The organism is Pseudomonas sp. PDM05 (genome assembly GCF_014851685.1).
GTDB lineage: Bacteria > Pseudomonadota > Gammaproteobacteria > Pseudomonadales > Pseudomonadaceae > Aquipseudomonas.
Genome location: NZ_JACVAC010000001.1, coordinates 376,572 through 401,769 on the forward strand (window position 1 = coordinate 376,572; position 25,198 = coordinate 401,769).

A 25,198-nucleotide genomic window follows, 5' to 3' on the forward strand; every position below is an offset into this window, starting at 1 on the left:
CGCAGGGGCCGTCGTCACAATTGACCGCAGTATCGAGTTTGCTAGTTCCTTAGTAGCGGGTGCATCTGTTCGCGCTCGTAGCCCGGGTACAGGTGGCTGACGCTGCGGATCAATTCATAGCGGCTCAGGCTGATGGCGGCGAAGCGCTCGGGGATCGGGCTGCGGATCATCTCGGTCATGTCGCTGCCGTTGGCGGCACCGTCGCGCAACAGTTGATCGAGCCAGGTCAGGTAGTCGCGCATCTGTTCGAAGGGTTGCGCATCCGTGGCGATCGGGCCGTGACCGGGCACCACCAGGGTCCAGGGCAACCCTTGCAGAGTGGTGATGTCGGCCAGCCAGGCGGCGAGTCCGGGGCTGTTGGGGGTGGTCAGGGCGCGTTGGTAGAAGACCAGGTCGCCGGTAAACAATACGCCGGTGCTCTGGTCAAGAATCGCCAGGTCGGCGCCGGTGTGCCCGGTCAGCGCCAGCAGGCGCAGATCATGATTGCCGAAGCTGCGCACACCGGGCTCCAGCACTTGGCCCGGCAACACCACTTCTGTGCCGCGCATCCAGTCGCCGACCATGCGATAGAGGTTTTCCGCCATGCTGTCGCCTTGCTCGTGCAACAGCTTTGTGGTGTTGGCCAGGGCGCCAATGGGCACATCCTTGAACGCCTGATTGCCCAAGGCGTGGTCGGGGTGATGATGGGTCAGCAACACCTGGATCACCGGTTTGGACGTGACACTGGCGATGGCCTGGCGCAGCGCTTCGCCGTAGCGTCTGGACGGCCCGGTGTCGATCACCACCACGCCCGCCTCGGTGACGATAAACGCCACATTGACGATATTGCCGCCATTGGCCTTGGCGAAATTCTCGGTGCTGCCTTCCAGCAGCCAGGTGCCTTCGGCGATCTGCCGGGGTTTGAGGGCATAGTCCATGTCGGCCATGGCGGGCAGGCTCAGGGCCAGGCATAACAACAGTATCCAGCGCATGCCGCGCTCCTTCTGGTCAGGGGATGGCCGCGTCGAACTCGTTGCCGCTGTTGTCGCGCAGCACCAGGCGCGTCTGCCCGGCGCCCTCAATATCGAAGGCCAGGTTGGGGTTCTCGCTGACCGCCGGGAACAGCTCCAGCTCGGCCATGACCTGGCCGTTGTCCCCAAGCAGTTGGGCGTGGTTGAGGTAAAACTCGGGGATGCCGCTGACCATGCCGTTGTCCATCGGATGCGCGATCTGCACACGCACGCGGCTGTACTCGCCACGGGGGTAACGCCCGCCGAGTACCTCGCCGATATGCTCTTCCCACCCTGGCTGGGTGCGCACCACGCTCGGCGCGGTGCAGCCGCCGCCGGCGGCGTCGATCAGGGTCGAGCCGACGTGCCACACGCCGTCATCGGTCAGCACGGCGGCGCGCAGCGGCGTGGCCTGCTCGATGCGGATGCGCAGCGACAGCCAGGGCAACACCCCGGCCTTGGGCTGAAAGTCGACGATTTTGGGCAGCGGGTTCAGCTCGGCCCAGGCGAAGATGCGCACCACCCTGCCCTTGAAGGCCCGCGCATCGATTTCCAACGGTACCTGCCGCGCGTCTTCGGCGAACGGCGGCGCCAACAGCTTGACCCGCTCGTCGAACACGAACGGCGCGTCGTTCAGGAACTGCTTGTGATAGAACGCCCACATCACCGACGGCACCGGATCGACCTCACTGGCGGGCGCTGCCAACGGCAACAGGCAGGCCAGTAACACCGTCAGGCGCCAGTTCATTGGTACATCTCGGGCACTTCGTAACGCAGGCCGTAACGGCTGTAGATCGCTTGCAGGCTGCCATCGCGGATCAGGCCTTCCAGCGCTTCCTCCACGGCATAGGCCAGTTGCCGATTGCTTTCATGCACCGCCATGCCGATCTCCCAACGTTGCCGCCCCATGTTCGGGTAAGCGTTTTGCGCCAGGGCCAGTTGCGGGTCGTTGGCCTGATGCACCTGCCAGTCAATCTCGCCACGCATCGCCATCACCGCATCGATCTCCCCGGCCTTCATCGCCGCAAAGGCCTGGGGCACGTTGGGATAGTGACGGGTCTTGCGCGCCAGCATGCCGTTGAACACCGAGGTCAGGTAAAACGACGGCACGCTGTCGACTTCGACACCAATGGGGTGTTCCTCGAACACCGCCACGCTGGCGACCTTGTCCAGGCGGCGGCGGTCGTACGCCACCTGCCATTGTTCGTTCTGGTACGGCCCGAACATCACCACATGGCCGTTTTCCAATTCACCCTGGTCGTTGCGCCGCTGCGCGTATTCGTGGTCGTAAGGCGCGCGCAGCATCAGGTCGGCCAGTTGCTGGTTGTGCAACGGGCTGCCGCGCCAGATGTAGTCGCGCAGGTCGTCGTCGAGCTTCTCGCCGGCCGGCGCCCAGATCAGCTTCAGTTGCACGCCCAGGGCCTTGGCCAGCGCCTGGGCCAACTCCACGTCCACCCCGCGCGGGGTGCCGCCGTCGTCGAAACTGTAGGGGGCAAAATCCTTGTACACCGCCACCTTCAACTCGCCGGCGGCGATCATCTGGTCATAGCTGCGCACCTGGGCCTGTGCCGCCTGGCAGCACAGCAAGGCCAGGCCGAACACGACGCTGAGCAGGCGCATGGCTTACTCCTCGACGCGCACGGAATCCAGGTACGTACGCACCGCCCACAAGGCTTCCTGGCTCAGGTAGTCGGCCATTTTCGGCATGTATACACGGCCATCCCGCACCGCACCGTGGCGCACGCGCTCGACAAACCACTCATCCCCGGCGTCGCCTTCGTCGAGCATGCGCAGGTCGGGGGCGATGCCGCCGGACTTGGCTTCCAGACCGTGGCACGCGGCGCAGTTCTGGTTGTAGGCGGAGGAGCCGATTTCGACGGCCCTGTCGTGTTCAGGGGACTTGCGATACGGGTTGTTGGCGGCCCAGCCATCGGCGTCGAGCGGTACACCCGTATCCTTGATCGGCGTCAGTCCTTTGGTCTCCACAGCCTGGGGCACCACGTTGCCATGGGCCCAGACGTTACCCACACCGATCACACCCACCAACAAGCCGGCCACGAGCAAGGCATTGCGTTTTGTTGTCATTATTTTTGTCCTCAGGATTGCACGCAAACCTCATTGCAGAGGCTATGGCAACCATCTTAGGAACCCGCAGTCCCGCGCCGTATGCTGCTTTGGTGGTCGCGTCCTACTCCCTTGGTAGTAGGGCTTGTGGGGCACGTCCAAATCAGCGGCGGTTCGGGAAGTCTTCCCGGCAACAGCGGGAAATTTTCCGTATCCAGCCAGCGCCTCGGCGCACCACCCTGTGCAGGCCAAAACCTCAACTGGGAACTGCAAACCATGACAATAAGATCGCTCCCCTCCCGCTCCCCCGTAAGCCTTGCCGTGCAAGCCTTTTTGCTGGTGGGCAGCCTGTCCTTCAGTGCGGCAGGTTTTGCCGCCGCCGAACCTGCCGCCAAGCAAACGCGCAACGTCACCTGGGAAGACATCGCCAACGACCACCTGACCACCAAGGACGTGCTGCAGTACGGCATGGGCACCAACGCCCAGCGCTGGAGCCCGCTGGCCCAGGTCAACGACAAGAACGTATTCAAGCTCACGCCGGCCTGGTCTTACTCGTTCGGCGATGAAAAACAACGCGGCCAGGAATCCCAGGCCATCGTCAGCGACGGCGTGGTCTACGTCACCGGCTCGTACTCCCGCGTATTCGCCCTCGACGCGAAGACCGGCAAACGCCTGTGGACCTACAACCACCGCCTGCCAGACAACATTCGCCCGTGCTGTGACGTGGTCAACCGCGGCGCAGCGATTTTCGGCGACAAAATCTACTTCGGCACCCTTGATGCGCGCCTGATCGCCCTCGACAAAAACACCGGCAAAGTGGTGTGGAACAAGAAGTTCGGCGACCACGCCGCCGGCTACACCATGACCGGTGCCCCCGTGCTGATCAAGGACAAGGTCAGCGGCAAGGTGCTGCTGATCCACGGCAGCTCCGGCGATGAATTCGGCGTGGTCGGCCAGCTGTATGCGCGCGACCCGGACACCGGCGAAGAAGTGTGGATGCGTCCGTTCGTGGAGGGCCACATGGGCCGCCTCAACGGCAAGGACAGCACCCCGACCGGCGACGTCAAGGCACCTTCGTGGCCGGATGACCCGACGACCGAAACCGGCAAGGTCGAGGCCTGGAGCCACGGCGGCGGCGCACCTTGGCAGAGCGCAAGCTTCGATGCCGAGACCAACACCATCATCGTCGGCGCCGGCAACCCCGGCCCGTGGAACACCTGGGCGCGCACGTCCAAGGACGGCAACCCCCACGACTTCGACAGCCTCTACACCTCCGGCCAGGTCGGCGTCGACCCAAGTACCGGGGAAGTGAAGTGGTTCTACCAGCACACACCAAACGATGCCTGGGACTTCTCCGGCAACAACGAACTGGTGTTGTTCGACTACAAGGGCAAAGACGGCAAAGTGGTCAAGGCCACCGGCCACGCCGACCGCAACGGTTTCTTCTATGTGGTGGACCGCAACAACGGCAAGCTGCAAAACGCCTTCCCGTTCGTGGACAACATCACCTGGGCCAGCCACATCGACCTCAAGACTGGCCGCCCCGTCGAGAACGAAGGCCAACGCCCAGCCAAACCGTTGCCGGGTGAAACCAAAGGCAAGCCGGTGGAGGTGTCGCCGCCGTTCCTCGGCGGCAAGAACTGGAACCCCATGGCCTACAGCCAGGACACCGGCCTGTTCTACATCCCGGGCAACCAGTGGAAAGAGGAATACTGGACCGAAGAGGTCAACTACAAGAAGGGCTCGGCGTACCTGGGCATGGGTTTCCGCATCAAGCGCATGTATGACGATCACGTCGGCACCCTGCGGGCGATGAACCCCACTACCGGCAAGGTGGTGTGGGAGCATAAGGAACACCTGCCACTGTGGGCCGGCGTGCTGGCGACCAAGGGCAACCTGGTGTTCACCGGCACCGGCGACGGATTCTTCAAAGCCTTCGACGCGAAAACCGGCAAGGAGCTGTGGAAGTTCCAGACCGGCAGCGGCATCGTCTCCCCGCCGATCACCTGGGAACAGGATGGCGAGCAGTACATCGGCGTGACCGTCGGCTACGGCGGCGCGGTGCCGTTGTGGGGCGGCGACATGGCCGAGCTGACCAAGCCGGTGGCACAGGGCGGGTCGTTCTGGGTATTCAAGATTCCGAGTTGGGATCTGAAAACCGCCCAACAATAACCCTTACAAGGTGGCCGTAGTGAGCGGGCTTGCCCCGCGCTGGGCGGCGAAGCCGCCCCAAGACCAGACACCTCGGTCTCTCTGAAACACCGCGGCGGACCGTTTGGGGCGGCTTCGCCGCCCAGCGCGGGGCAAGCCCGCTCACTACAAAGGTATCGTGATGAACTATTTGCCCGTATTGCTCCTGATCGCTGTCTGCGTGGCCCACGCCGATGACGACGCCCCGCTGATCATCAACGGCTGCACCCTCGCCGAACACAGCCAATGCCCCGGCGCCAACCTCAAGGGCGCCAACCTGCGCAACCAGAACCTCAGCGGCATGAACCTGGCCGGCGCCGACCTGCGCGATGCCGACCTGCGCCACGTCAACCTCGACCTGGCCAACCTGGAAAAAGCCCAACTGCAAGGCGCCAACCTCACCCGTGCCAGCCTGCAACAGGCCAACCTGCGCCTCGCCGACTTCAGCGGCGCCACCTTGATGGCCGTACAAGGCTGGGGCCTGTTTGCCCAGGGCGCGCAATTTGAAAACGCCAACCTCAGCGCGGCCTATCTGCAATTCGCACGACTGTCGGGGGCGAAGATGCACAAGGCCAACCTGCGTGCGGCAGACCTGGAAATGACCTGGCTGAGCAAGGCAGAGCTGCAAGGGGCAGATTTGAGCGATGCCAATTTGCAGGAGGCCAAATTCGGGGAAAGCAATCTGGAGAAGGCCACCCTTACGGGTAGCCGCCAGCACTATGCGAACTTCCAGGATGCGAATATGGAGGGCTGCAAGGATTGCCCCACCACCTGGGATCGTTAGCGCACCGCAGATCTATAGGTGTGTGAGCTTGTGTGGGAGCGGGCTTGCTCGCAAATGCGGTGTGTCAGTATCAGATGTGCTAGCTGACCCACCGCTTTCGCGAGCCCGCTCCCACATGAGGCCGGTGTGCATCAGAGAGAACTCGTCACCCCGCCACCCGCACCACCCCCATATCAATCCCCACATGCACCAACTCCGCATGGGAACTCACCTGCAACTTGCTCTTGAGCAAAGTCAGGTGGTTGGACACCGTCTTGCTGCTGATACTCAGCTGTTCGGCAATCTGCCGCGCCGGGGTGCCTTTGGCGAGCATCAGGAAAATCTCCAACTCCCGTGGTGTCATGCTGTGCAAACGCGGGTCGGTGGGCTGGCAGGCGAGTTGGGTTGCCAGGGGTTGTTCAATGTAGGCGTGGCCATCGAGGATGCGCCGCACCGCTTCGATCAACACCTGGGGCGCCGAGCTTTTGGTCAGGTAGCCCGCCGCGCCGGCGTCGAGCGCCTGGCGCACCAATGGCAGTTCATCGTGCATGCTGAAAAACAGCACACGCAGTTGCGGCAAGCGCTGGCGCAGGCGCCGGGTGGTTTCCAGGCCGCTGATGCCGGGCAAACCGAAGTCCATGATCACCAGATTCGGCACCGCCTCGTGTACCCGCGCCAAGGCTTCTTCGCCGCTGGCCGCCTCGCGCACTTCAATGGCCGGCAACAACGCGCGCAACAAACTGGCATAACCCTGGCGAACCACGGCGTGGTCATCCACCAACAGAATATTCATGACGCCTCCACAGGCATGTCCAACGCCAGCGCCCAACCGGCGCCGGGATGACTGATGATCTTCAATTCGCCGCCCAAACAGCGCGCACGTTCATACATCGAATGCAGGCCCACACCGCGCCGCTGAGGCTGCTGCGCGCCGTGGCCGTTGTCGCGCACCCACAGGCGCAGGCGCGTACCGCGATGCTGCAAACGCACGCGCACCTGGCTGGCACCGGCGTGGCGCACGATGTTGGTCAAGGCTTCCTGGAGCAAGCGATACAGGTGGGTCTTGTCGGCCGGGGACAGCGGCGGCAGCGCCTCGCTGACCTGCAACTGGCAGTCGATGCCATGGCTGGCACGCCATTGCGTCACCAACATGCCGAACGCCTCGGCCATCGGCAGGTGTTGCAGGGCCACCGGGTAAAGGTCGTGGACCAGTTCGCGAAAGCCCTGCTGCAAGTGGTCGCAGTGTTCTTCCAGCAGATGCACGGTACGCGTCAGCGTGGCGGGTTGATGGGCGATCAGCGGCAACAGGCACACCTGGGCGCGAATCCCCGCCAGGTACTGGCCGAGGTCATCGTGCAGGGTCTGGGCCAGGCGGGTGCGCTCTTGTTCCTGCACCGCCAGCAGGGTTTGGGTCAGCCGGGTGTTGTCGGTGCGCGCCTGTTCGAGGGCATCGGTCATGCGGTTGAAATGCCGCGCCAGTTGCTGCGCCTCCGGCACCCCGGCGCCGCGCAGGCGCACATTGAGACGGCCGCTGCACACGTGCTGCAGGGCCAACAGCAATTCGTCCAGCACGCCCATGCCACGGCGCACCGCCCAGCGAATGGTCAACAGGCTCAGGGCCAATGCCAGCGCACACAGGCCCAGCAGTTGCTGCAAGGAATCCCAGACCTCATCGATCTCGTCACGCGGGTCGACGCCGATGGACACGCGCCGGCCATCGGCCAGGTCGAGCACCTCGGCACTGTGGCGCGCCTGGGCAAACAGCAGGCGCCCGAGCCACGCATCCAGCCCCTCTTGCTCCGGCGCGAGCGGGGTTTCATCTGCGCCCAACCAGTGCACGCGCACATGGCGCAGGCTGGCCGTGAGGCGTGGTTGCAGGCTGGCCGGATCGCGCACGGCGGTTTCACTCAGGTAATGCACCACCGCTTCGGCCGATTGCAACTCGCGCTCCACATCCGCCAGGGCCTGATGCATCAGCAACGCCGTGCAGGCGCAGGTGACCAGCGCGAAGAAACCGCACACCCACAGGTTGATCCGCCACAGCGCCGACATGCCTAGCGCGCCAGCACAGTCGGCACGAGCGCCGCCGAGCGCGGTGCGTGGGGTCGGTCGATACCGATCAGGCTGACGATCAGCAGGAACGGCAAGAGCAACGCCTTGATAATTCGCATGATCGTGCAACCCCCGCAGCGGATACTGGAGCCCCATGCTAAAACCGCACCGCGTGCGGCGGGCTACTACCTTGGTACTGCCCCAGCGCTACTTTCTGCATATTTGCAGGGGTAACCGGGCTTTATATGCTGGCGCCAACTGTCTTGGAGTGCCTTATGCGCCAGCTCGCCCCTTTCGCCGTGACCTGCCTGCTGGCACTCACCTGGGCTACCGCCGGCCAGGCCGCCGAGGCACCGTTGCAAGTGCAGATCGGCTACCTCGGCTATCGTCCGGACCCGGGGCCGTTGCTGTCCAACGTGATTGCCGAACCCACCGATGCCGGGTTGCGCGGCGCCGAATTGGCGATCATCGACAGCAACAGCACCGGCGCCTTTCTCAACCAGCGCTACAGCCTGATCGACGCAACAGTCGATAACCCCGAAGACCTGCTTGCCGCCGCGCAGAAACAACACGACCAAGGCCTGCGCCTGTTTGTCGTCAACGCCCCCGCCGCCAGCCTGCGCCAACTCAGCGCCGCACTGCCCGACAGCCTGCTGTTCAACGCCGGCAGCCCCGATGACAGCCTGCGCAGCACCGACTGCCTGGGTAACGTGCTGCACAGCCTGCCCAGCCGGGCCATGCTCGCCGATGCGCTGGCGCAATTTCTGGTGACGCGCAAATGGCAGAAGGCGCTGCTGATCGTCGGCCCCACCGCGGACGATCAAGCCTACGCCGCCGCCCTGCGCCGCGCAGCCAAGCGTTTTGGCCTGCAACTGGTGGCGGAGAAAGCCTGGCGTTTCGACAACGACCAGCGCCGTAGCGCCCAGGCCGACATGCCGTTGTTCACCCAGACCGCCGAATACGACGTGGTGCTGGTCGCCGACGAGCGCGGCGACTTCGGCGAATACGTGCCCTACCAGACCTGGTACCCGCGCCCGGTCGCCGGCACTCAGGGCCTGACGCCCACCGGCTGGCACAAGAGCGTCGAAACCTACGGCGCCGCCCAACTGCAAAAACGCTTCGAAGCCCTCGCCGGACGCTGGATGAACGACCGCGACTTCGCCGCCTGGATGGCCGTGCGCAGCGTCGCCAGTGCAGTGAGCAAGCTGCGCGAGGTCGACCCGATGAACATCCGCCAGCTGGAGATCAGCGAGCAGTTGCCGCTGGACGGTTTCAAGGGCCGCAAGCTCAGCTATCGCCCGTGGAATGGCCAACTGCGCCAGCCGATCCCCATCGTGCAACCCCGTGCACTGGTGAGCACCTCGCCCCAGGACGGTTTCCTGCACCCTTTCAACGAAATGGACAGCCTGGGCTACGACAAACCCGAGGTGACCTGCCGCTTTCCCTGAACACACAACAACAATAAGGAATACGCCATGCGCCGCACCCTGCTCTCCTGCGCCCTGCTGCTTGCCGCCGGACACGCCGTGGCCGCCACGGCCTGGGTCTCCAACGAGAAAGACAACAGCCTGAGCCTGATCGACATGCAGACCCTGCAAGTCACCGACACCCTCAAGGTCGGCCAGCGCCCACGCGGCCTGCTGCTGTCCCATGACAACAAGCTGCTGTACATCTGCGCCAGCGACTCGGACCGCGTGCAGGTGATGGACGTGGCCACGCGCAAGATCGTCAAGGAGCTGCCCTCCGGCAAAGACCCCGAGCAATTCGCGTTGCACCCCAACAACCGCTGGCTGTACGTCTCCAACGAAGACGACGCGCTGGTCACCGTGATCGACACCGAGACCGCCAAGGTGCTCGGCCAGATCAACGTCGGCGTCGAGCCCGAAGGCATGGCCGTGAGCCCCGACGGCAAGTGGGCGGTGAACACCAGCGAAACCACGAACATGCTGCACTGGATCGACACCAGCACCCAGACCCTGGCCGACAGCACCCTGGTGGACCAACGCCCGCGCTTCGTCGAATTCAACCATGACGGCACGCAACTGTGGGCCTCGGCGGAAATCGGCGGCACCGTGACCATCCTGGATGTGGCCAGCCGCGCAATCCTCAAAACCCTGACCTTCAAGATCAAAGGCGTGCACCCGGACAAGGTGCAGCCGGTGGGCATCAAGCTGAGTGCCGACGGCAAATACGCCTTTGTCGCCCTCGGCCCGGCCAACCATGTGGCGGTGATCGACGCCAAGACCTACGAGATCCTCGACTACCTGCTGGTGGGCCGTCGTGTGTGGCAGCTGGCATTCACCCCGGATGAGAAACAGTTGCTGGCCACCAACGGCGTGAGCGGCGACGTGTCGGTGATCGACGTGGACAGCCTCAAGGTGCTCAAGTCGGTCAAGGTCGGGCGCTATCCGTGGGGCGTGGTGGTCACGCCATGAACGCGCTGGACGCCAGCGCCATCAGCTTCTCCTACGGCGCGCGCCAGGCGTTGCGCGAGGTGAGTTTCAGCCTGGCGCCCGGGCGTTTTGCGGCGTTGCTAGGGCCCAATGGCGCGGGCAAATCGACGTTGATTGCGCTGCTCACGCGCTTGTATGACTTGCAGGCCGGCGACATCCGCGTGGGCGGGCATTCATTGCGCGAGGCGCCGCGTGAGGCGTTGCGCCAACTCGGCGTGGTGTTCCAGCAAAGCACCCTGGACCTGGATTTGAGCGTCGAACAGAACCTGCGTTACCACGCCGCGCTGCACGGCCTGTCGCGGCGTCAGACCGGGTTGCGGGTGGAGGCCGAACTGGCGCGCCAGGCCCTGGGCGAGCGGCGCCGGGAAAAGGTCCGCGAACTCAATGGCGGCCACCGCCGCCGCGTGGAAATCGCCCGCGCCCTGCTGCACGAGCCGCGCCTGCTGTTGCTCGACGAAGCCAGCGTCGGCCTCGACCCGGCCAGCCGCCTGGCGCTGAACCAACACGTGCGCACGCTGTGCCTGGAACAAGGCATCAGCGTGCTGTGGACCACCCATTTGCTCGATGAAGTGCAGGCTGACGACGCCTTGATGATTTTGCATCGGGGCCGCCTGGTGGCCAGCGGGCAACTCGACCACCTGCTGCTGGAGCAAGGCGACGACCTGAGCGGTTTGTTCGCACGACTGACCCACGCAGAGGTGGCGGCATGAACGCCTACTGGCAGTGTTTCAGCGGCATCGTCCTGCGCGAATGGCTGCGTTTTGTCTTGCAGCGCACACGGTTCCTCAGCGCCCTGGTGCGGCCATTGCTGTGGCTGCTGGTCTTCGCCGCAGGCTTTCGGGCAGCGCTGGGCATCTCGGTGATCGAACCCTACGACACCTACATCCCCTACGAGGTGTACATCATCCCGGGGCTGGCCTGCATGATCCTGCTGTTCAACGGCATGCAGGGCTCGCTGTCGATGGTCTACGACCGTGAGATGGGCAGCATGCGCGTGCTGCTGACCAGCCCGCTGCCGCGCACGTTTTTGCTGTGCAGCAAGCTGCTGGCGACCTCGTTGATTTCGCTGTTGCAGGTCTACGGGTTCCTGGCGATTGCCTGGGTGTATGGTGTGCAACCGCCGGCCCTGGGCTTGCTGATCGCCTTGCCGGCGCTGTTGCTGGTGGCGTTGATGCTCAGCGCGCTGGGCTTGCTGCTGTCCAATGGGATACGCCAATTGGAGAACTTTGCCGGGGTGATGAATTTCGTGATCTTCCCGCTGTTCTTCCTGTCGTCGGCGCTCTACCCACTGTGGAAGATGCGCGATTCCAGCGAGTGGCTGTACTGGCTGTGCGCGGTCAACCCGTTCACCCACGCGGTGGAACTGGTGCGCTTTGCCCTCTACCAACGCTTCGCCGGCCTGGCCCTGCTGGTGTGCCTGGGGCTGACCGTGGTGTTCACGGTGCTGGCGGTGCTGACCTTCAATCCGCAGCATGCCGCCCTGCGCAAAAACGGCTGATCTACTCCTTTAGTACTGGTTTTCGTGTCTATCGTCGCATTCCCAAGGCAGCGGGACTGACGTGTAATGGCCGCATAACGATAAGGATTGACCTGCCATGCTGCCCGCCCGACTGCCCCTGCTGGCCTTGCTGTGCCTGCTCTGCGCCAACGCCCAGGCTGAGGCGCCGTTGTTTTCCACCGACGGCTACCGCATCAGCCTGTACCGCAGCCCCACGCCGGCACAGGCGCCCGGTGCGACCATCGTCGACACCCCTGCCCTGCAAGCCCTGCTCACCCAGACCCCGGCGCCGGTGTTGATCGATGTGTACCGGCGCCAATACCTGCAAGGCCGCTTCATCGAAGACCAGCCCCACGCCAACCTGCCCGGCAGCCACTGGCTGGCCAATACCGGCGACGGCGACCTCACGCCCGAATGGCAAAGCTACTTCGCACGCCACCTGTACACATTCACCGGCGGTCAGCTGACCCGGCCGTTGGTCTTCTACTGCCGCTCCGATTGCTGGTTGAGTTGGAACGCGGTAAAACGAGCCGCCAATCTGGGCTATACCTCGGTGTATTGGTATCGCGATGGCCTGGATGCATGGGAAGCGGCAAAACTGCCAGTGATGGCTGCGACACCCGAGCCCTTTCAATAAAAAACCACAACAAGAAGGTGAACGGCCATGTACAAAATCCTGATTGCCGACGATCACCCGCTGTTTCGCGAGGCGATCCACAACGTCATCAGCGACGGCTTTCCCGGCAGCGAAGTGATGGAAACCGCCGACCTCGACAGCGCCCTCGCGCTGACCCAGGACCACGACGACCTTGACCTGATCCTGCTGGATTTGAACATGCCCGGCATGCACGGCCTCAATGGCCTGATCAACCTGCGCAACGAATCGCCGACCATCCCGGTGGTGATCGTCTCGGCCGAGCAGGACAAGCAGATCGTGCTGCAAGCCATCACCTACGGCGCCGTGGGGTTCATCACCAAGTCGTCGCCGCGCCAACAAATGACCGAAGCGATCCAGCAGATCCTCAACGGCAACGTATACCTGCCGCCCGACATCATCCGCACCCAGAAAAACCCCAGCCAACGCCGCATGAACGACACCCCGGGCTTTGCCCCGGAGCTGCTGCAGGCGCTGACCCGCAAGCAATTGCTGGTGCTGGAGCGGATGACCAAGGGCGAATCGAACAAGCAGATCGCCTACACGCTGGAGATTGCCGAAACCACGGTGAAGGCCCATGTGTCGGCGATCCTGCGCAAGTTGAATGTGCATAACCGGGTGCAGGCGATTCTGAGTGCCGGCGATATCGACTTCGGCTCCTACCTGCGCCGCTGATCCCCCTGCCCTATGGAGATCCACTGTGGGAGCGGGCTTGCTCGCGAATGCGGTGGGTCAGTCACTAGATTCATTGACTGACCCACCGCATTCGCGAGCAAGCCCGCTCCCACATTTTGATCTGCGTTTTGTCAGGGGCGGCCGAGTAAGTGACTCATCGCTGTCTTTAACTTCATCGGCCGCACGGGCTTGTGCATCAACGTATGCCCCAACTCACGAATCTGCTGCTTGAGTTCATTGCTGTAGTTGGCGGTAATCATCAACGCCGGGATCGCAGTGCCGCGCCGGGCGTTGATGCGGGCCACGGCGTCGACGCCGTTCTGGTCGTCGTCGAGGTGGTAGTCGGCGATCAGCAGGTCCGCCTCGGCATGGTAGTTGTCCACCTGCCGGGCCAGGTCCTGTTCCGACAAGGCGGTGGTCACCCGGCAACCCCAGCCTTCGAGCAAGGTGCGCATGCCCGCGCAGATCGCCGCGTCGTTATCCAGCACCCACACCCGCGCGCCCTGCAAACGTTCCAGCAGCGCTTCGCTCATGCACGGCATCGGCAGCGACTTGGGCGCGGTGGCGCTGAGCGGCACTTCCACGCTAAACATCGAGCCCTTGCCCGGCCAGGATTTGACGCTGATGCGATGGCCAAGGATTCCGGCGATTTTCTCGACGATGGCCAGGCCCAGGCCCAGCCCGCGATCCTGGTCCGGGCGCTGGACGTCACCGCGCTTGAACTCCTGGAAAATCTCCTCCAGGCGCTCCTCGGCAATGCCCATGCCGCTGTCCCACACCTGGATCAGCAAACGCTGCTGCTGGCGTCGGCAGCCCAGCACCACACGGCCCTGGTAGGTGTAGCGCAGCGCGTTGCTGAGCAGGTTGCGCAGGATTCGTGCGAGCAGCTGGATGTCGCTGCGCACCAGCGCCGAGCAGCCGACAAAGTGCAGCTCCAGGCCTTCGGCGCGGGCCAGTTCGGTGTATTCGGCGGCGAGGTTTTCCAGCAGTTCGCTGAGGGCGAACGGCGCCATGTCGGCCTTGATCACCCCGGCGTCGAGTTTGGAAATATCCACCAGGGTGCCCAGCAGGTTTTCCACGTCTTCCAGGGAGTTGCTCACGTTGCGCACCAGGGTTTCGCTGGGGCGCTCCAGCAGTGCGCTGGTAAACAGGCGTGCGGCGTTGAGCGGTTGCAGTAAGTCATGGCTGACGGCGGCGAGGAACTTGGTTTTCGACAGGTTGGCCTTTTCCGCCTCTTGTTTGGCTTCGCGCAGGCGGGTTTCCATGCGTCGGCGCTCGTCGATTTCCTGCAACAACTGATCGTTGAGCGCAGTCAGTTCCGAGGTGCGCTGGGCCACGCGCTGCTCCAGGTGCTGATAGGCCTGGTGCAGGGCCTCGGCGGTGCGGCGGCGTTCGGTGATGTCGCGGATCAGCACGAAGATCCCCACCACCTCGCCACTGGCGAGCAGGTTGGGCACGTAGGAGCGCAGCATGTAGCGCTCCTGGTTGTTGATGTTGGTTTCGGCGAATTCGAAGGTCACGCTCTCACCCGCCAGGGCGCGGGCGACGTAAGCGTCGAGGCGCTGGCAGTGCTGCTCGCTGTGCACTTCGCGCAGGCTCTGGCCGAGCATCATGCCGCGCGGCCAGCAGTACCATTCTTCGTAGACTTTGTTGGTGAACTCGTAGACCAGGTCGGCGTTGAGGTAGCCGATCAGCGCCGGCACGTTGTCGGTGATCAGACGAATCCAGCGTTCACTTTCCTGGGCTTTTTGCGCCGCGGCCTGCTCGCCGCGCAGGGTTTCGGCGCGCAGCCGCGCGTTGATCAGCAGGTGGTTGCTGGCCTTGAGTTCGGCCATCGCCTGGTTCAGCGCGTCGGTGCGTTCGCGCACCTGTTCGGCAAGCACCACCGAATGCTGGAACGTGGTGTACGGGTTGTTGCCCTGGGTCATGCCGGATTCGATGCGCTCGATCAGGGCCGCGTTGATCCGCGCCAATTTGTGATTGGCCTGTTGCAGCTGGGCGACCTGGGCGCGCAGTTCAGCGTCGGCCACGGGCAATGGCGACCCCGGTGAAGGTCTGGTTGATGTGCATGCCATTGAACTGTTCTCCGTAGGTATTGAAGCCCAGCACCCGTCTCTCGCGCAGGTAATTGCCGATGTGTTCGAGGTCGCCGTTGTCTTCCAACTCCATGCGGCGCAGGAAGCAGTCGCAGCCGATGGTCAGCAGCAGGTCGCCGAGGCGCGTGTGCAGGCCGTCGAACAGGCTTTGCAGGTTCGGCAGGATCGGCCCGGGCCGCATCACGGTGAGCACGATGCCGTTTTCCACCGCACAGTAGAAACTCAGGCTGAGGTCTTCGTGCACTTGCTGGATAGCGCGTACGTAGTACTGGTCGTGGATACGCACTGCCAACGGGTGAGCGGCGAAGACGCGGTGGTCGAGGTCGGCCACGGCTACGCCGATGTGCCTGGCGTATTCTTCGGCGGCCGGTTCGGCGTTGAGTTCGAACACCCGGCGTGACGGGCTGTCGGCGCCGGTCACCACCAGTTTTTCGGTACGCGGCAGGATGTGGTGGGTGGTGAACACCTCGAAATCCAGCCAGGTATTGACCAGCACCACCACCGCCGCGCCGCTGTGGAACACACCATTGAAGTACACGTGGGTGTGGGTGAGGAAGTTGTCGTCGCCGGCCGAACCGCCGAAGTGCGGGATGTCGCCCAGGGCCGCGCTGAGGGCGGCGAGGACCATTTCTTCCCGGCTCGACAGCCCGTCGAGCAAGGTCAGCGCGAAGGTGTTGCCCTTGATCGGCGCCAGGGTGTTGCTGCGACAGCCGCCGACCAGGCGTTCGACCATATCCTGGGCACCGATCAGGCTGAAGTGCTCGACTTGATCGATCAGCTCGGTGGCGATGGAAAAGTGCGCGTGGTTGAAGCCCATCGCGGTGATGCAGTTGCGTCCGTAACCCTGGGGCGTGATCTCGCCGGCACTGGTGCAGCCGACCACGCGCACCTTGCCGAAGCACTGTTGCAGCGCTTGGCCAAGGGCCTGCAGGTCATAGGACGCAGAGCAGAAAAACAGCACGAAACCCAGGTACGGGTGCAGCAACTGCCGGGCCAACTCTTCGGCGGCCTGCCCGGCATCGGTGGCCTGGGACATGGCACTGACTACGCCTTCACTGTTGTGCATCGTTGGTTCCCCCTCTAAGGCGTCAGTGTACGAAGGCCGAGGGGTGGGCCCTATGCTACTTGGGTACTGGGTGGGGGGATGCGTTGGGATGAATATCTCAAGATCACTGGAGATCAACATGTGGGAGGGCTTTTTGTGGGAGCGGGCTTGCTCGCGAAGGCGGTGGATCAGCCACTGAATCTGTTGACTGACACTCCGCTTTCGCGAGCAAGCCCGCTCCCACACAAGCCCGCTCCCACATTTATGACTGCGTTACCAAGTCAAGACAGCACCTACGGCAAAGGTGTCGGTGTCTTCATTCTGCGCATTGGTGTCATGGCCCTTGATCTGGAATTGGTTGTACTCCGCCACCAGCTTCAGGTTGGCATTCACATCATGGAACAGCGCAATCCCACGGGTTTCATAATCCGCGCCGCTGCCGACCACGCCATTGCCGTCGTCCTTGGTCTTGCCATAGGACAGCGCCAGACGGTTCTTGCCCAGTTTGTACGAGCCCTGCACCAGGTAGCCGTTGCTGTCGACATTACGCAACGTCGCCTCCCCGGCGTTGTTGGTGAAGAACGGGTTGATGCCCTTGGCCTGGAACCCCGAGCCGGTCAGCGACAAGCCGCCCATCTTGGCCTGCACGCCGTAGCCAAGGCCCTTGGAGGTGACGCTGGCGACGTTGGAGTCGGTGTTGTCGGAAGTCTGGTAGCTGCCGTTGAGCCAGCTGTAGATCTTTGCGCCGCCGACGTCGAACTGGTAGGTGATCTCGCTCTCGGTGCGCGGGTTCTTCTGGTAGGCCTTGCCCAGGGCACTGCTGTCGTTGGTGTCGACCGGGTCCAGGATGCCGACGGCGACGCGCAGGCCGTCCATCACCGGGGTGCGGTAGGTGATCTGCGAGCTCGGGAACGGGTACGGGTAGCCACTACCGATGTTGCCGAACGACACGCCACCGCCGTCCACCAGGCCGAGGCTGTCGCTGACCTGGCCGTAACCGGCGAGCAACTCATCGAGCAGGATGTTGGAGCGGGCGAACAGGCCGAAGTCCTTGCCGATCAGCACTTCGCCCCACTCCGGGTTGGCCACGGTGCCGTAGAACTGGCGCACGTCGATGGCGGTGTCGGTGCCGTTGGTTTCGCTGTCGTTGATGGTCACCCAGAACGAAGCGCGGGCGCCGAGCTTGAGGTCGTCGACCTGCTTGCTCATGTTGAAGCCCAGGTAGTTGGGCAAGAAGCCCATCTTCACGCGGGCCTGGCGGCGGTCGTACTTGTCACCCGCGCGGTCGACGTCGCTGTTGACGTAGAAGGCGTTGATGTAGCCGTCGGTGGAAAAGGTGGTTTCGTCCTTGTCGTACAGCATGATTTCGGCGTTGGCCAATGGGCTCAGGCCGAGGCCGACGATGAAGGCAGGCAACAGACGCAGGGGGACATTCTTATTGTTATGCATGGCGCGCTCCGCAACGGGGACTTGATGTCGGAGGCGATTATCGAAACCCCGCAAGCCACGGCCTACGCTGCCTTGGCCTTGGTTTGCGGGTGCTTTGGGCGGGCCGCGGGTGCCCGGCAAGTTCGGCGTAAGCCAGGCCCGGCACTTAGTGCGTAAGACCGGCCTTGATCAACATGCCGACCGCCACCAGTACACAGAGGCCGGCAAACCCGACCTGCAAGGTGCGCGCAGGAATCACCGAGCACAGGCGCCGGCCGGCGAGCATGCCGACGATGCTCGCGCCGATAAACACCCAGCCCACCGATTCGATCCGCACCCCGGCATGGAATGAGCCCGCAACGCCGATCAACGAGATCAGGCTGATCACCATCAACGAGGTGGCGACGATGCCGCGCATCTGTACATCGGTGAGCTGCTTGAACGCGGGCACGATCAGGAAGCCGCCACCGACGCCGAGCAGCCCGGAGACAGCGCCTGTCACCGCGCCCAACGCCGCCAGGGTCGCACTGCATTTGGCGGTCCAGGCCAGGCGTCCGGTCTGCTGGTTGAGCATGCAGTTCTTCTGGCCCCAGGATGAGGTGCCGTGATCACTTGGCCCAGGCTCGGTTTTCTCGCGCTGCAACATGCGCCAGGCCACCAGCACCATCAGTGCGCTGAACAGGCCCATCAGCACGGCTTCCGGCAGTTGATGGGCGAGGAACACACCCACCGGCGAAAACAACGCGCCCAACAAGGCGATCAGCAGCGCGGCGCGGTAGCGCACCAGGCCGTGGCGCAGACCGTCGATCGCCCCCACCGCCGCCGCCGCGCCCACCGCGAGCAAAGACACCGGCGCGGCCTGGGTCATGCTCAGGCCCAACCCCAGCACCAGCGCCGGCACCCCGAGGATGCCGCCGCCCGCGCCGGTCAGGCCCATCACCAGGCCCATCAATAATCCCAACACCGTGGCGAGCAGCATTCAGTCCACCTTGCTCAGACGGGTCAGCCATTCACGGCCCTTGAGCATGCCGTTCCAGTAGAACCACGGCAGCAACGTGGCCTTAAGGAACCACATCGAACGGCGTGCACGGGTCGGGTCCAGGGCAAAGGTCGGCAACAGCTTGCCGCCGTAGCCGAACTCGGCGAGCACCACCTTGCCCTTCTCCACCGTCAACGGGCACGAACCATAGCCGTCGTACTTGAGCGGCAGCGGCGCCTGTTGACGCAGGGCCAGCAGGTTCTCGGCCACCACCACGATCTGCTTGCGCACCGCCGCAGCGGTTTTGGCGTTGCTGGTGGAGCACACGTCACCGAGGCCGAAGATATGCGGGTAACGCAGGTGTTGCAGGCTGTGGGGGTGCACTTCGCACCAGCCGGCGGCGTCGGCCAGCGGGCTTTGGCGGATGAAATCCGGGGCGACTTGGGGCGGGACCACGTGCAACAGGTCGAAGAATCGTTCTTCCACCGTGACGGTGCCGTCAGCGTCGTGCACCTCGAACCAGGCTTTGCGGGCCGGGCCGTCGACCTTGATCAGGTTGGACCTGAAGGTCAGGCGGGCGTTGTATTTCTCCACGTACTTCATCAGCGGCGGCACGAACGTCGGCACGCCGAACAGCGCCATGCCGGCGAGGTTGAATTCGACGTCGATGTTGTTCAGGTCGCCCTGCCTGAGCCAGTGATCACAGGACAGGTACATGGCCTTCTGCGGCGCGCCGGCGCATTTGATCGGCATGGCGGGCTGGGTAAAGATCGCCTTGCCGCCCTTGAGTTGCTGCACCAGTTGCCAGGTGTAGGCCGCGTGTTCGTAGCTGTAGTTGGACGTGACGCCGTTGTGCCCGAGGGTCGCTTGCAACCCTTCGATTTGCTCCCAGGCCAGGCGCAGGCCGGGGCACACGATCAAGTTTTGCCAGGTGACGCGCTGGCCGCTGTCGAGGACCAGGGTGCGCTCGTTTGGCAGCAGTTCACTGACGGCAGCCTGAATCCAGGCAACGCCATTGGGCAACACATCGGCCAGGGGCCGGCGGGTCTTGCGCACGTCGTAGGCACCGCCGCCCACCAGGGTCCAGGCGGGTTGGTAGCAATGGTAATCGTTGGGTTCGATCAGGGTGATGTTCAGGTGGGGGTCGCGCTTGAGCAGGCTGGCCAGCAGGCCGATGCCTGCCGAGCCGCCGCCGATGACTACGATATCGCCACTGATGGTCGGTCCCCAGTGTTGGTCGGTCATGGTCTATTGCCTTTTTTTATTCAATGCACACAAGGGGCGCTGCCGGATGGCGTCACGCCCAACTTTTGATGACCGCGCCGCAGTACAGGCCGGACAGGGTCTTCATCACTTGGATCACTTCGTGACTGGCCAGCCCGTAGTAGATGTACTTGCCTTCCCGGCGGGTGGCGACCAACCCTTCATCACGCAGGATGCCCAGCTGCTGCGACAGTGTGGGCTGACGCACGCCGGTCATGGTTTCCAACTCGCCGACATTGCGTTCGCCCTGGGTCAGTTGGCAGAGGATCAGCAGGCGGTCTTCATTGGCCAGCGCCTTGAGCAATGAACAGGCCTTGGACGCCGATGCGCGCAACTGGGCGACTTCGCCTTCACTCAGAGTAGATTCCATTTGCCTCGGGTCCTTTGCGTCACTTAAGCTCAAAACATTATGTGAAAACGTAAACTGATTGTAACCACTTTTTTCTCCACCGGGGACAGCCGCCATGCCAGCGTTGATTCAAGCCTTTCTGGACGAGGCATCGTCGACCTACACCTACGTCGTCTATGAAGACCACGGCAGCCCGTGTGCCATCGTCGACTCGGTACTCAATTACGACCCGGCATCGGGGCGTACCGATACCACCCAGGCCGACAAGGTCATCGCCTTCGTGCGCGAGCAGGGCTTGCACGTGCAATGGCTGCTGGAAACCCACGCCCACGCCGATCACCTGTCCGCCGCGCCTTACCTGCGGCGCACCCTGGGCGGCAAGATCGCCATCGGCCAGTGCATCAGCACCGTGCAGGGTGTGTTCAAGAACCTGTTCAACCTGGAGCCGGAGTTTCGCGCCGATGGCTCGCAGTTCGATCATCTGTTTGCGCCGGATGAGGTGTTTCATATCGGCAACCTCACGGCCCAGGCCCTGCACGTGCCGGGGCATACGCCGGCGGACATGGCCTACCTGATCGATGGCCGGCTGATCCTGGTGGGCGACACGCTATTCATGCCCGACGTCGGCACCGCCCGCTGCGACTTTCCCGGCGGCGATGCGCGGCAGTTGTATGGGTCGATGCGCAAGTTGCTGAGCTTTCCCTTGGAAACTGAACTGTACGTCTGTCATGACTACCCACCGCAGGGCCGCGCGGCGAAATGCCTGACGACCGTGGCGGAACAACGGGCCGGGAATATTCATGTGCATGACGGGGTGGATGAGGCGCAGTTTGTGGCGATGCGCACCCAACGCGATGCGGGCCTGGGCATGCCGACCCTACTGCTGCCGGCGATCCAGGTGAATGTACGGGCGGGGAATATGCCGCCGGCGGAAGACAATGGGGTGGTGTATCTGAAAATCCCGCTCAACCAGCTCTGAATCGATGTCACTCAAAATACGACGTCTTGGAGGGGGCAAGCCCCGACCACAGTTCGTCGACGTGCTTGAAGCCCCACTCCTCGGCATTTTCCCGGCCGACAATCTTGTCGCTTTGTTCGGCCAGGTTCACCACAACCTGGGGAATCGGCAAGCGTGAACGTGCAGAGAAAAACACCTTGACCCTGGGGGTGAGCAGCGATTTCGGGCTTTGTTCGACCACCACGCCAATGCGCCCACTCTCCAGGCGCACCAAGGCGCCGACGGGATAAATCCCTACGCAGCGCACAAACGCCTGGAACACCTGATCATCGAAATGACCTTTCCATTCCGCCATTTTCCGGATCGCGTCGGCGGGCCCCCAGCCGCGCTTGTAAGGGCGCTCCGAGGTGATCGCATCGTAGACGTCGCATACCGCCCCCATCTGGGCGAACAGGCTGATCTGCTCTTGCAGCAAGCCATTGGGATAACCGCTGCCGTCAGATTTTTCGTGGTGATGCAGGCACACATCCAGCACCAAGGCACTGATCTGCGGGCAGAGACGCAGCAACCGGGCGCCTTCCACCGGGTGCTGGCGGACGGTGTGAAACTCCACCTCGGTAAGCCCGGCCGGCTTGTTCAAAATCGCCTCGGGAATCATCATTTTCCCCACATCATGAAACAACCCCGCCAGCCCGGCTTCCTGGACCAGCTCCGCAGAGAGATCCAACTGCCGTGCCAGCGCGATCATCAAGCCACTGACCGCGACGGAGTGCATGTAGGTGTATTCGTCGGCCTTTTTCAGCCGCACCAGGCTGAGCAAGGCATGGGGATGGCGCAGCATGGACTGCGAAATCTCTTCCACCAGGCCGGCCACATGATGCACATCCACCGCCCGCCCCATGCGCAGGTCGCTGAACATACTGACCACTGCACGTTTGGCGACCGCACACACCCTCACTGCGCGCGCGACCTCCGCCTTTGTCTCTGCCGGAGTCGGTTCCACCGGGCGCGTTTTGACCGGGCTGCTGAGCGTAACCTGGGCCGGTCGGGCGGGCGGCGGCGTGTCGCAGCCTTTGGCAGTGTCTATCCAGACCCGCTGGACCTGCGACGTCAACAAACGCTGCAGGTCGTCTTCGCGGTCCAATAAAAAGCTGCTCTTCCAGAACCCGTGGCCGATCCACGGGCCATCCAGTTTATGAAGGTACATGCCCAGGCTGACCTGAGAACACGCAATGCATTTGAGCATCTATAACCCCCCCCAAGGCTTGACCCGCTACATGATCAACTCACGGCGAACTTCGCGACGATCTGCTTGAGGTCCACGGCGAGTCGGGACAGTTCCTGACTGGCCACCGACGTTTGCCCGGCCGCCGACGAACTCTGGATGGACAGGTCGCGGATGCTGATCAGGTTCTGATCGACGGACCGGGCAACATGGGCCTGCTCTTCCGAGGCCGTCGCAATCATCAGGTTGCGCTCGTTGATGTCGGTAATGGCCTGGGTGATCTGGGTAATGGCCACGCCGGCTTCATGGGCGACCTTCAGCGAATCCACCGCTTCGTTGCGATTGAGGACCATGGACGCCACCGCCTCGCTCGAACAGGCCTGGATTTTCGCAATCATCTGTTCGATTTCCTGGGTCGACGTTTGCGTTCTGTGGGCCAGCGCCCGCACTTCGTCGGCCACTACCGCAAAGCCCCGGCCCTGCTCCCCGGCCCTTGCCGCCTCAATCGCCGCGTTCAAGGCGAGCAGGTTGGTCTGCTCGGCGATGGAGCGAATCACTTCGACCACCCGGGCAATGTCCTGAGCCTGCTTGGCCAGGCCTTCGACTTCCACGCCGGTCTGCTGCACCGTGGCACTGAGTTTTTCGATCGAGGCGATGGTTTGCGTGACGCGCTGCTGGCCCACGCTTGCCGAGCGCTGGGAGTCTTGCGTCGACTGGGAAGCGGAAACCGCATTCCTCGCGACTTCCTCCACTGCCGCCGTCATCTCGTTGACCGCCGTCGCCGCCTGGTCGGTCTCCATGCTTTGGCGTTCGATGCCAGCGGTGGATTCACGGGTGATTGCACTCATTTCTTCCGCAGCCGAAGCCAACTGCCCGGATGCCTCCGAGATATGCTGCAAGGTGCTTTTCAGGTTCATTTGCATGGTGGCAGTCGAGCGTTGCAGCTCGGTCAGTTCGTCCTTGCCGTTGATGGCAATCGCCACGCGCAAATCACCGTCGGCGATTTTGCCGGTCGAGATCATCAGCTCACGCACCGGGCCAATGATGCTGCGGGCAAACAACCGTGCGACGACCACCGCGATCAATACCGAACTGGCCATCAGCACCCAAGTGAACAAGCGGGCCGCATCGTGTTCGCTCGCCGCGACTTGCACGGCCGCCTTGGACCCCTGTTCATTGAGCACAATCAGGTCATTGATGGAGCCCTGCACTTCACGGGCGATAGGGCCGTTGACGTCGCGCAGGTACACCGACATTTGTTCCGGGGAAAACGTGGCGGCTTGCGCGAGGAATTCATCCATTTTCTGGCTGTAATTCTTGATCTCGCTGAGTGCGTCGTTGTACTTGGCTTGCTCCTCGGGGCTCGACACCATCGGCGCATAGCTTTCGGCAATCTGCAGTACTTCGGCGCGAACAGCCTTGAGTTTTTCCAGGGAGGCCGGGTCCTTGTCAGGGAACTCCATGGCGTAACGACGCAGATCCAGGCGAAGTTTGTAGAACGTGGAATCTATCTGGCCCGCCAGGCGAATACTGGGCAGCCAGTTACTTTCGATTTCAACCGTCGACGAATAAACCTTATCGACTTTTATCAGCGTCATCGCGCCCTGTATTAACAGCAAGAAACAAACCACACCGAAGCACAATGTGGTACGAAAGTTCAACTTCAAGGATCTCATGGACATCGTGGCTCACCCTTCCCCTTGGTCGCATGGGACACGACCTGACGGGTTTAACTTTGTTTAAAAGTATGTGAAAAAAGCGTGAGCCGTCATGCAATTTTTTATTAATTAGCGCGAATAAAAATGACCCATATCATTGCTTAGCTAAACATCAGATTAAACGCGACTGCCTTGTGCCGATATTCACACCATCAGGCCATCGCGCGGTAACGGCAGCGCAGTTTTATAACGCACTTGTTTAAGGGCAAAACTGGAGCGGATATTCGCCACGCCCGGCACTTTGGTCAAAAAGTCCATCATGAAGCGCTCCAGTGACTGGATCGTCGGTACCAGCACCCGGATCAGATAATCCGGGTCACCCGCCATCAGGTAACACTCCATCACTTCCGGCCGATCCGAGATCGCGCCTTCAAACTGCTGCAACGCCAGTTCGTTCTGCTTCTCCAGGCTCACATGAATAAACACATTCACGTGCAGCCCCAACAAATCCGGGTCCAGCAGCGTGACCTGCTCGCGGATCAAGCCCAACTCTTCCATCGCCTTGACCCGGTTGAAACACGGCGTGGGCGACAGGTTGACCGAGCGGGCCAGGTCGGCGTTGGTGATGCGGGCGTTCTCCTGCAAGGCGTTGAGAATGCCGATATCGGTACGGTCCAGTTTGCGCATGAGACAAAATCACCTGTTTATTATGTTTATGCAGTTTTTTTATCCGCAAATGATCGCGAGCGCAACGAAACACAGATAAATATTCTCCTACGCCCCGCCTATGATTGTTGTAGGACAAGATTTCCCCTACCCGGGGTCTGACTGTCAGCTAGCGCGCCCACTACAAGAAAT

At 62.8% G+C, this 25,198-nt stretch carries 24 protein-coding genes; 9 read left to right on the forward strand and 15 right to left on the reverse strand.

The annotated features are described in order from the left end of the window. Window positions 1–41: 41 nt before the first annotated feature. The 4 genes from IB241_RS01765 to pedF are packed head-to-tail and all read right to left on the reverse strand — an operon-like array spanning window position 42 to window position 3,074. Window positions 42–971 carry a quinoprotein relay system zinc metallohydrolase 1 gene (locus IB241_RS01765; RefSeq protein WP_192296682.1) on the reverse strand — a complete coding sequence of 310 codons (930 nt, stop codon included), beginning with the start codon at window positions 969–971 and terminating at the stop codon, window positions 42–44. Window positions 972–987: 16 nt separating this feature from the next. Beyond that, on the reverse strand, window positions 988–1,737 hold the full coding sequence (locus IB241_RS01770; RefSeq protein ID WP_192296683.1) for a quinoprotein dehydrogenase-associated SoxYZ-like carrier: 750 nt from the start codon (window positions 1,735–1,737) through the stop codon (window positions 988–990). Continuing rightward, the gene (locus tag IB241_RS01775; RefSeq protein ID WP_192296684.1) at window positions 1,734–2,609 is read right to left on the reverse strand and encodes a substrate-binding periplasmic protein; all 876 of its coding nucleotides are present in this window, start codon (window positions 2,607–2,609) and stop codon (window positions 1,734–1,736) included. Before IB241_RS01775 ends, IB241_RS01770 begins: the two co-directional genes overlap by 4 nt. A 3-nt stretch (window positions 2,610–2,612) precedes the next feature. Continuing rightward, a complete protein-coding gene (gene pedF / locus IB241_RS01780) occupies window positions 2,613–3,074 on the reverse strand; it encodes a cytochrome c-550 PedF (RefSeq protein WP_192296685.1) in 462 nt (153 codons plus the stop codon). A gap of 255 nt (window positions 3,075–3,329) precedes the next feature. Between pedF and exaA the strand changes: the two genes are divergently transcribed. Both exaA and IB241_RS01790 read left to right on the forward strand, forming a co-directional pair. Then, the gene (gene exaA, locus IB241_RS01785) at window positions 3,330–5,225 is read left to right on the forward strand and encodes a quinoprotein ethanol dehydrogenase (RefSeq protein ID WP_192296686.1); all 1,896 of its coding nucleotides are present in this window, start codon (window positions 3,330–3,332) and stop codon (window positions 5,223–5,225) included. Between the two features lie 160 nt (window positions 5,226–5,385). Beyond that, a complete protein-coding gene (locus tag IB241_RS01790; protein WP_192296687.1) occupies window positions 5,386–6,027 on the forward strand; it encodes a pentapeptide repeat-containing protein in 642 nt (213 codons plus the stop codon). Between the two features lie 145 nt (window positions 6,028–6,172). On the opposite strand, the gene IB241_RS01795 is transcribed toward IB241_RS01790, so the two are convergent. Together IB241_RS01795 and IB241_RS01800 are read right to left on the reverse strand one after the other, a co-directional pair. Beyond that, window positions 6,173–6,799: a response regulator transcription factor gene (locus IB241_RS01795; protein WP_192296688.1), complete on the reverse strand. Its 627-nt coding sequence runs from the start codon at window positions 6,797–6,799 to the stop codon at window positions 6,173–6,175. Beyond that, window positions 6,796–8,058, reverse strand: a complete 1,263-nt coding sequence (locus tag IB241_RS01800; RefSeq protein WP_192296689.1) for a HAMP domain-containing sensor histidine kinase — start codon at window positions 8,056–8,058, stop codon at window positions 6,796–6,798. Before IB241_RS01800 ends, IB241_RS01795 begins: the two co-directional genes overlap by 4 nt. 275 nt (window positions 8,059–8,333) lie before the next feature. On the opposite strand from IB241_RS01800, the gene IB241_RS01805 reads away from it, so the two are divergent. The 6 genes from IB241_RS01805 (at window position 8,334) to IB241_RS01830 (ending at window position 13,339) form a co-directional block, all read left to right on the forward strand. After that, entirely contained in the window at window positions 8,334–9,506 is a 1,173-nt protein-coding gene (locus IB241_RS01805; protein ID WP_192296690.1) for an ABC transporter substrate-binding protein, read from the forward strand. A 27-nt stretch (window positions 9,507–9,533) separates the two neighbouring features. Further along, window positions 9,534–10,493, forward strand: a complete 960-nt coding sequence (locus IB241_RS01810) for a YVTN family beta-propeller repeat protein (RefSeq protein WP_192296691.1) — start codon at window positions 9,534–9,536, stop codon at window positions 10,491–10,493. Beyond that, window positions 10,490–11,221, forward strand: coding sequence for an ABC transporter ATP-binding protein (locus IB241_RS01815; protein WP_192296692.1), 732 nt, complete (start codon window positions 10,490–10,492; stop codon window positions 11,219–11,221). The genes IB241_RS01810 and IB241_RS01815 overlap by 4 nt, the downstream gene beginning before the upstream one ends. Further along, window positions 11,218–12,009, forward strand: a complete 792-nt coding sequence (locus IB241_RS01820) for an ABC transporter permease (protein WP_192296693.1) — start codon at window positions 11,218–11,220, stop codon at window positions 12,007–12,009. The genes IB241_RS01815 and IB241_RS01820 overlap by 4 nt, the downstream gene beginning before the upstream one ends. Before the next feature lie 97 nt (window positions 12,010–12,106). After that, window positions 12,107–12,646, forward strand: coding sequence for a PQQ-dependent catabolism-associated CXXCW motif protein (locus IB241_RS01825; protein ID WP_192296694.1), 540 nt, complete (start codon window positions 12,107–12,109; stop codon window positions 12,644–12,646). A 27-nt stretch (window positions 12,647–12,673) separates the two neighbouring features. Next, on the forward strand, window positions 12,674–13,339 hold the full coding sequence (locus tag IB241_RS01830; protein ID WP_192296695.1) for a response regulator transcription factor: 666 nt from the start codon (window positions 12,674–12,676) through the stop codon (window positions 13,337–13,339). Between the two features lie 131 nt (window positions 13,340–13,470). On the opposite strand, the gene IB241_RS01835 is transcribed toward IB241_RS01830, so the two are convergent. From IB241_RS01835 to IB241_RS01860, 6 genes are all read right to left on the reverse strand, one after another. After that, window positions 13,471–15,414 carry a NahK/ErcS family hybrid sensor histidine kinase/response regulator gene (locus tag IB241_RS01835; protein WP_192296696.1) on the reverse strand — a complete coding sequence of 648 codons (1,944 nt, stop codon included), beginning with the start codon at window positions 15,412–15,414 and terminating at the stop codon, window positions 13,471–13,473. Next, window positions 15,356–16,501: a nitric oxide-sensing protein NosP gene (gene nosP, locus IB241_RS01840; RefSeq protein ID WP_192296697.1), complete on the reverse strand. Its 1,146-nt coding sequence runs from the start codon at window positions 16,499–16,501 to the stop codon at window positions 15,356–15,358. Before nosP ends, IB241_RS01835 begins: the two co-directional genes overlap by 59 nt. A 252-nt stretch (window positions 16,502–16,753) precedes the next feature. Beyond that, entirely contained in the window at window positions 16,754–17,929 is a 1,176-nt protein-coding gene (locus IB241_RS01845) for a porin (RefSeq protein WP_192296698.1), read from the reverse strand. A gap of 145 nt (window positions 17,930–18,074) precedes the next feature. Next, complete coding sequence (locus tag IB241_RS01850) at window positions 18,075–18,887, reverse strand: sulfite exporter TauE/SafE family protein (RefSeq protein ID WP_192296699.1); 813 nt, start codon at window positions 18,885–18,887, stop codon at window positions 18,075–18,077. After that, window positions 18,888–20,132, reverse strand: a complete 1,245-nt coding sequence (locus IB241_RS01855; RefSeq protein WP_192296700.1) for an FAD/NAD(P)-binding oxidoreductase — start codon at window positions 20,130–20,132, stop codon at window positions 18,888–18,890. A gap of 52 nt (window positions 20,133–20,184) precedes the next feature. Next, window positions 20,185–20,520 carry an ArsR/SmtB family transcription factor gene (locus IB241_RS01860; RefSeq protein WP_071487178.1) on the reverse strand — a complete coding sequence of 112 codons (336 nt, stop codon included), beginning with the start codon at window positions 20,518–20,520 and terminating at the stop codon, window positions 20,185–20,187. A gap of 94 nt (window positions 20,521–20,614) precedes the next feature. Here IB241_RS01860 and IB241_RS01865 point away from each other — a divergent pair, with 94 nt between their 5' ends. Then, a complete protein-coding gene (locus IB241_RS01865) occupies window positions 20,615–21,478 on the forward strand; it encodes an MBL fold metallo-hydrolase (protein WP_192296701.1) in 864 nt (287 codons plus the stop codon). A 7-nt stretch (window positions 21,479–21,485) separates the two neighbouring features. On the opposite strand, the gene IB241_RS01870 is transcribed toward IB241_RS01865, so the two are convergent. From IB241_RS01870 to bkdR, 3 genes are all read right to left on the reverse strand, one after another. Continuing rightward, a complete protein-coding gene (locus IB241_RS01870) occupies window positions 21,486–22,703 on the reverse strand; it encodes an HD-GYP domain-containing protein (protein ID WP_192296702.1) in 1,218 nt (405 codons plus the stop codon). Window positions 22,704–22,738: 35 nt separating this feature from the next. Next, window positions 22,739–24,364: a methyl-accepting chemotaxis protein gene (locus IB241_RS01875; RefSeq protein WP_192296703.1), complete on the reverse strand. Its 1,626-nt coding sequence runs from the start codon at window positions 24,362–24,364 to the stop codon at window positions 22,739–22,741. Window positions 24,365–24,544: 180 nt separating this feature from the next. After that, on the reverse strand, window positions 24,545–25,027 hold the full coding sequence (gene bkdR, locus IB241_RS01880; RefSeq protein WP_192296704.1) for a Bkd operon transcriptional regulator BkdR: 483 nt from the start codon (window positions 25,025–25,027) through the stop codon (window positions 24,545–24,547). Window positions 25,028–25,198: the final 171 nt, after the last annotated feature.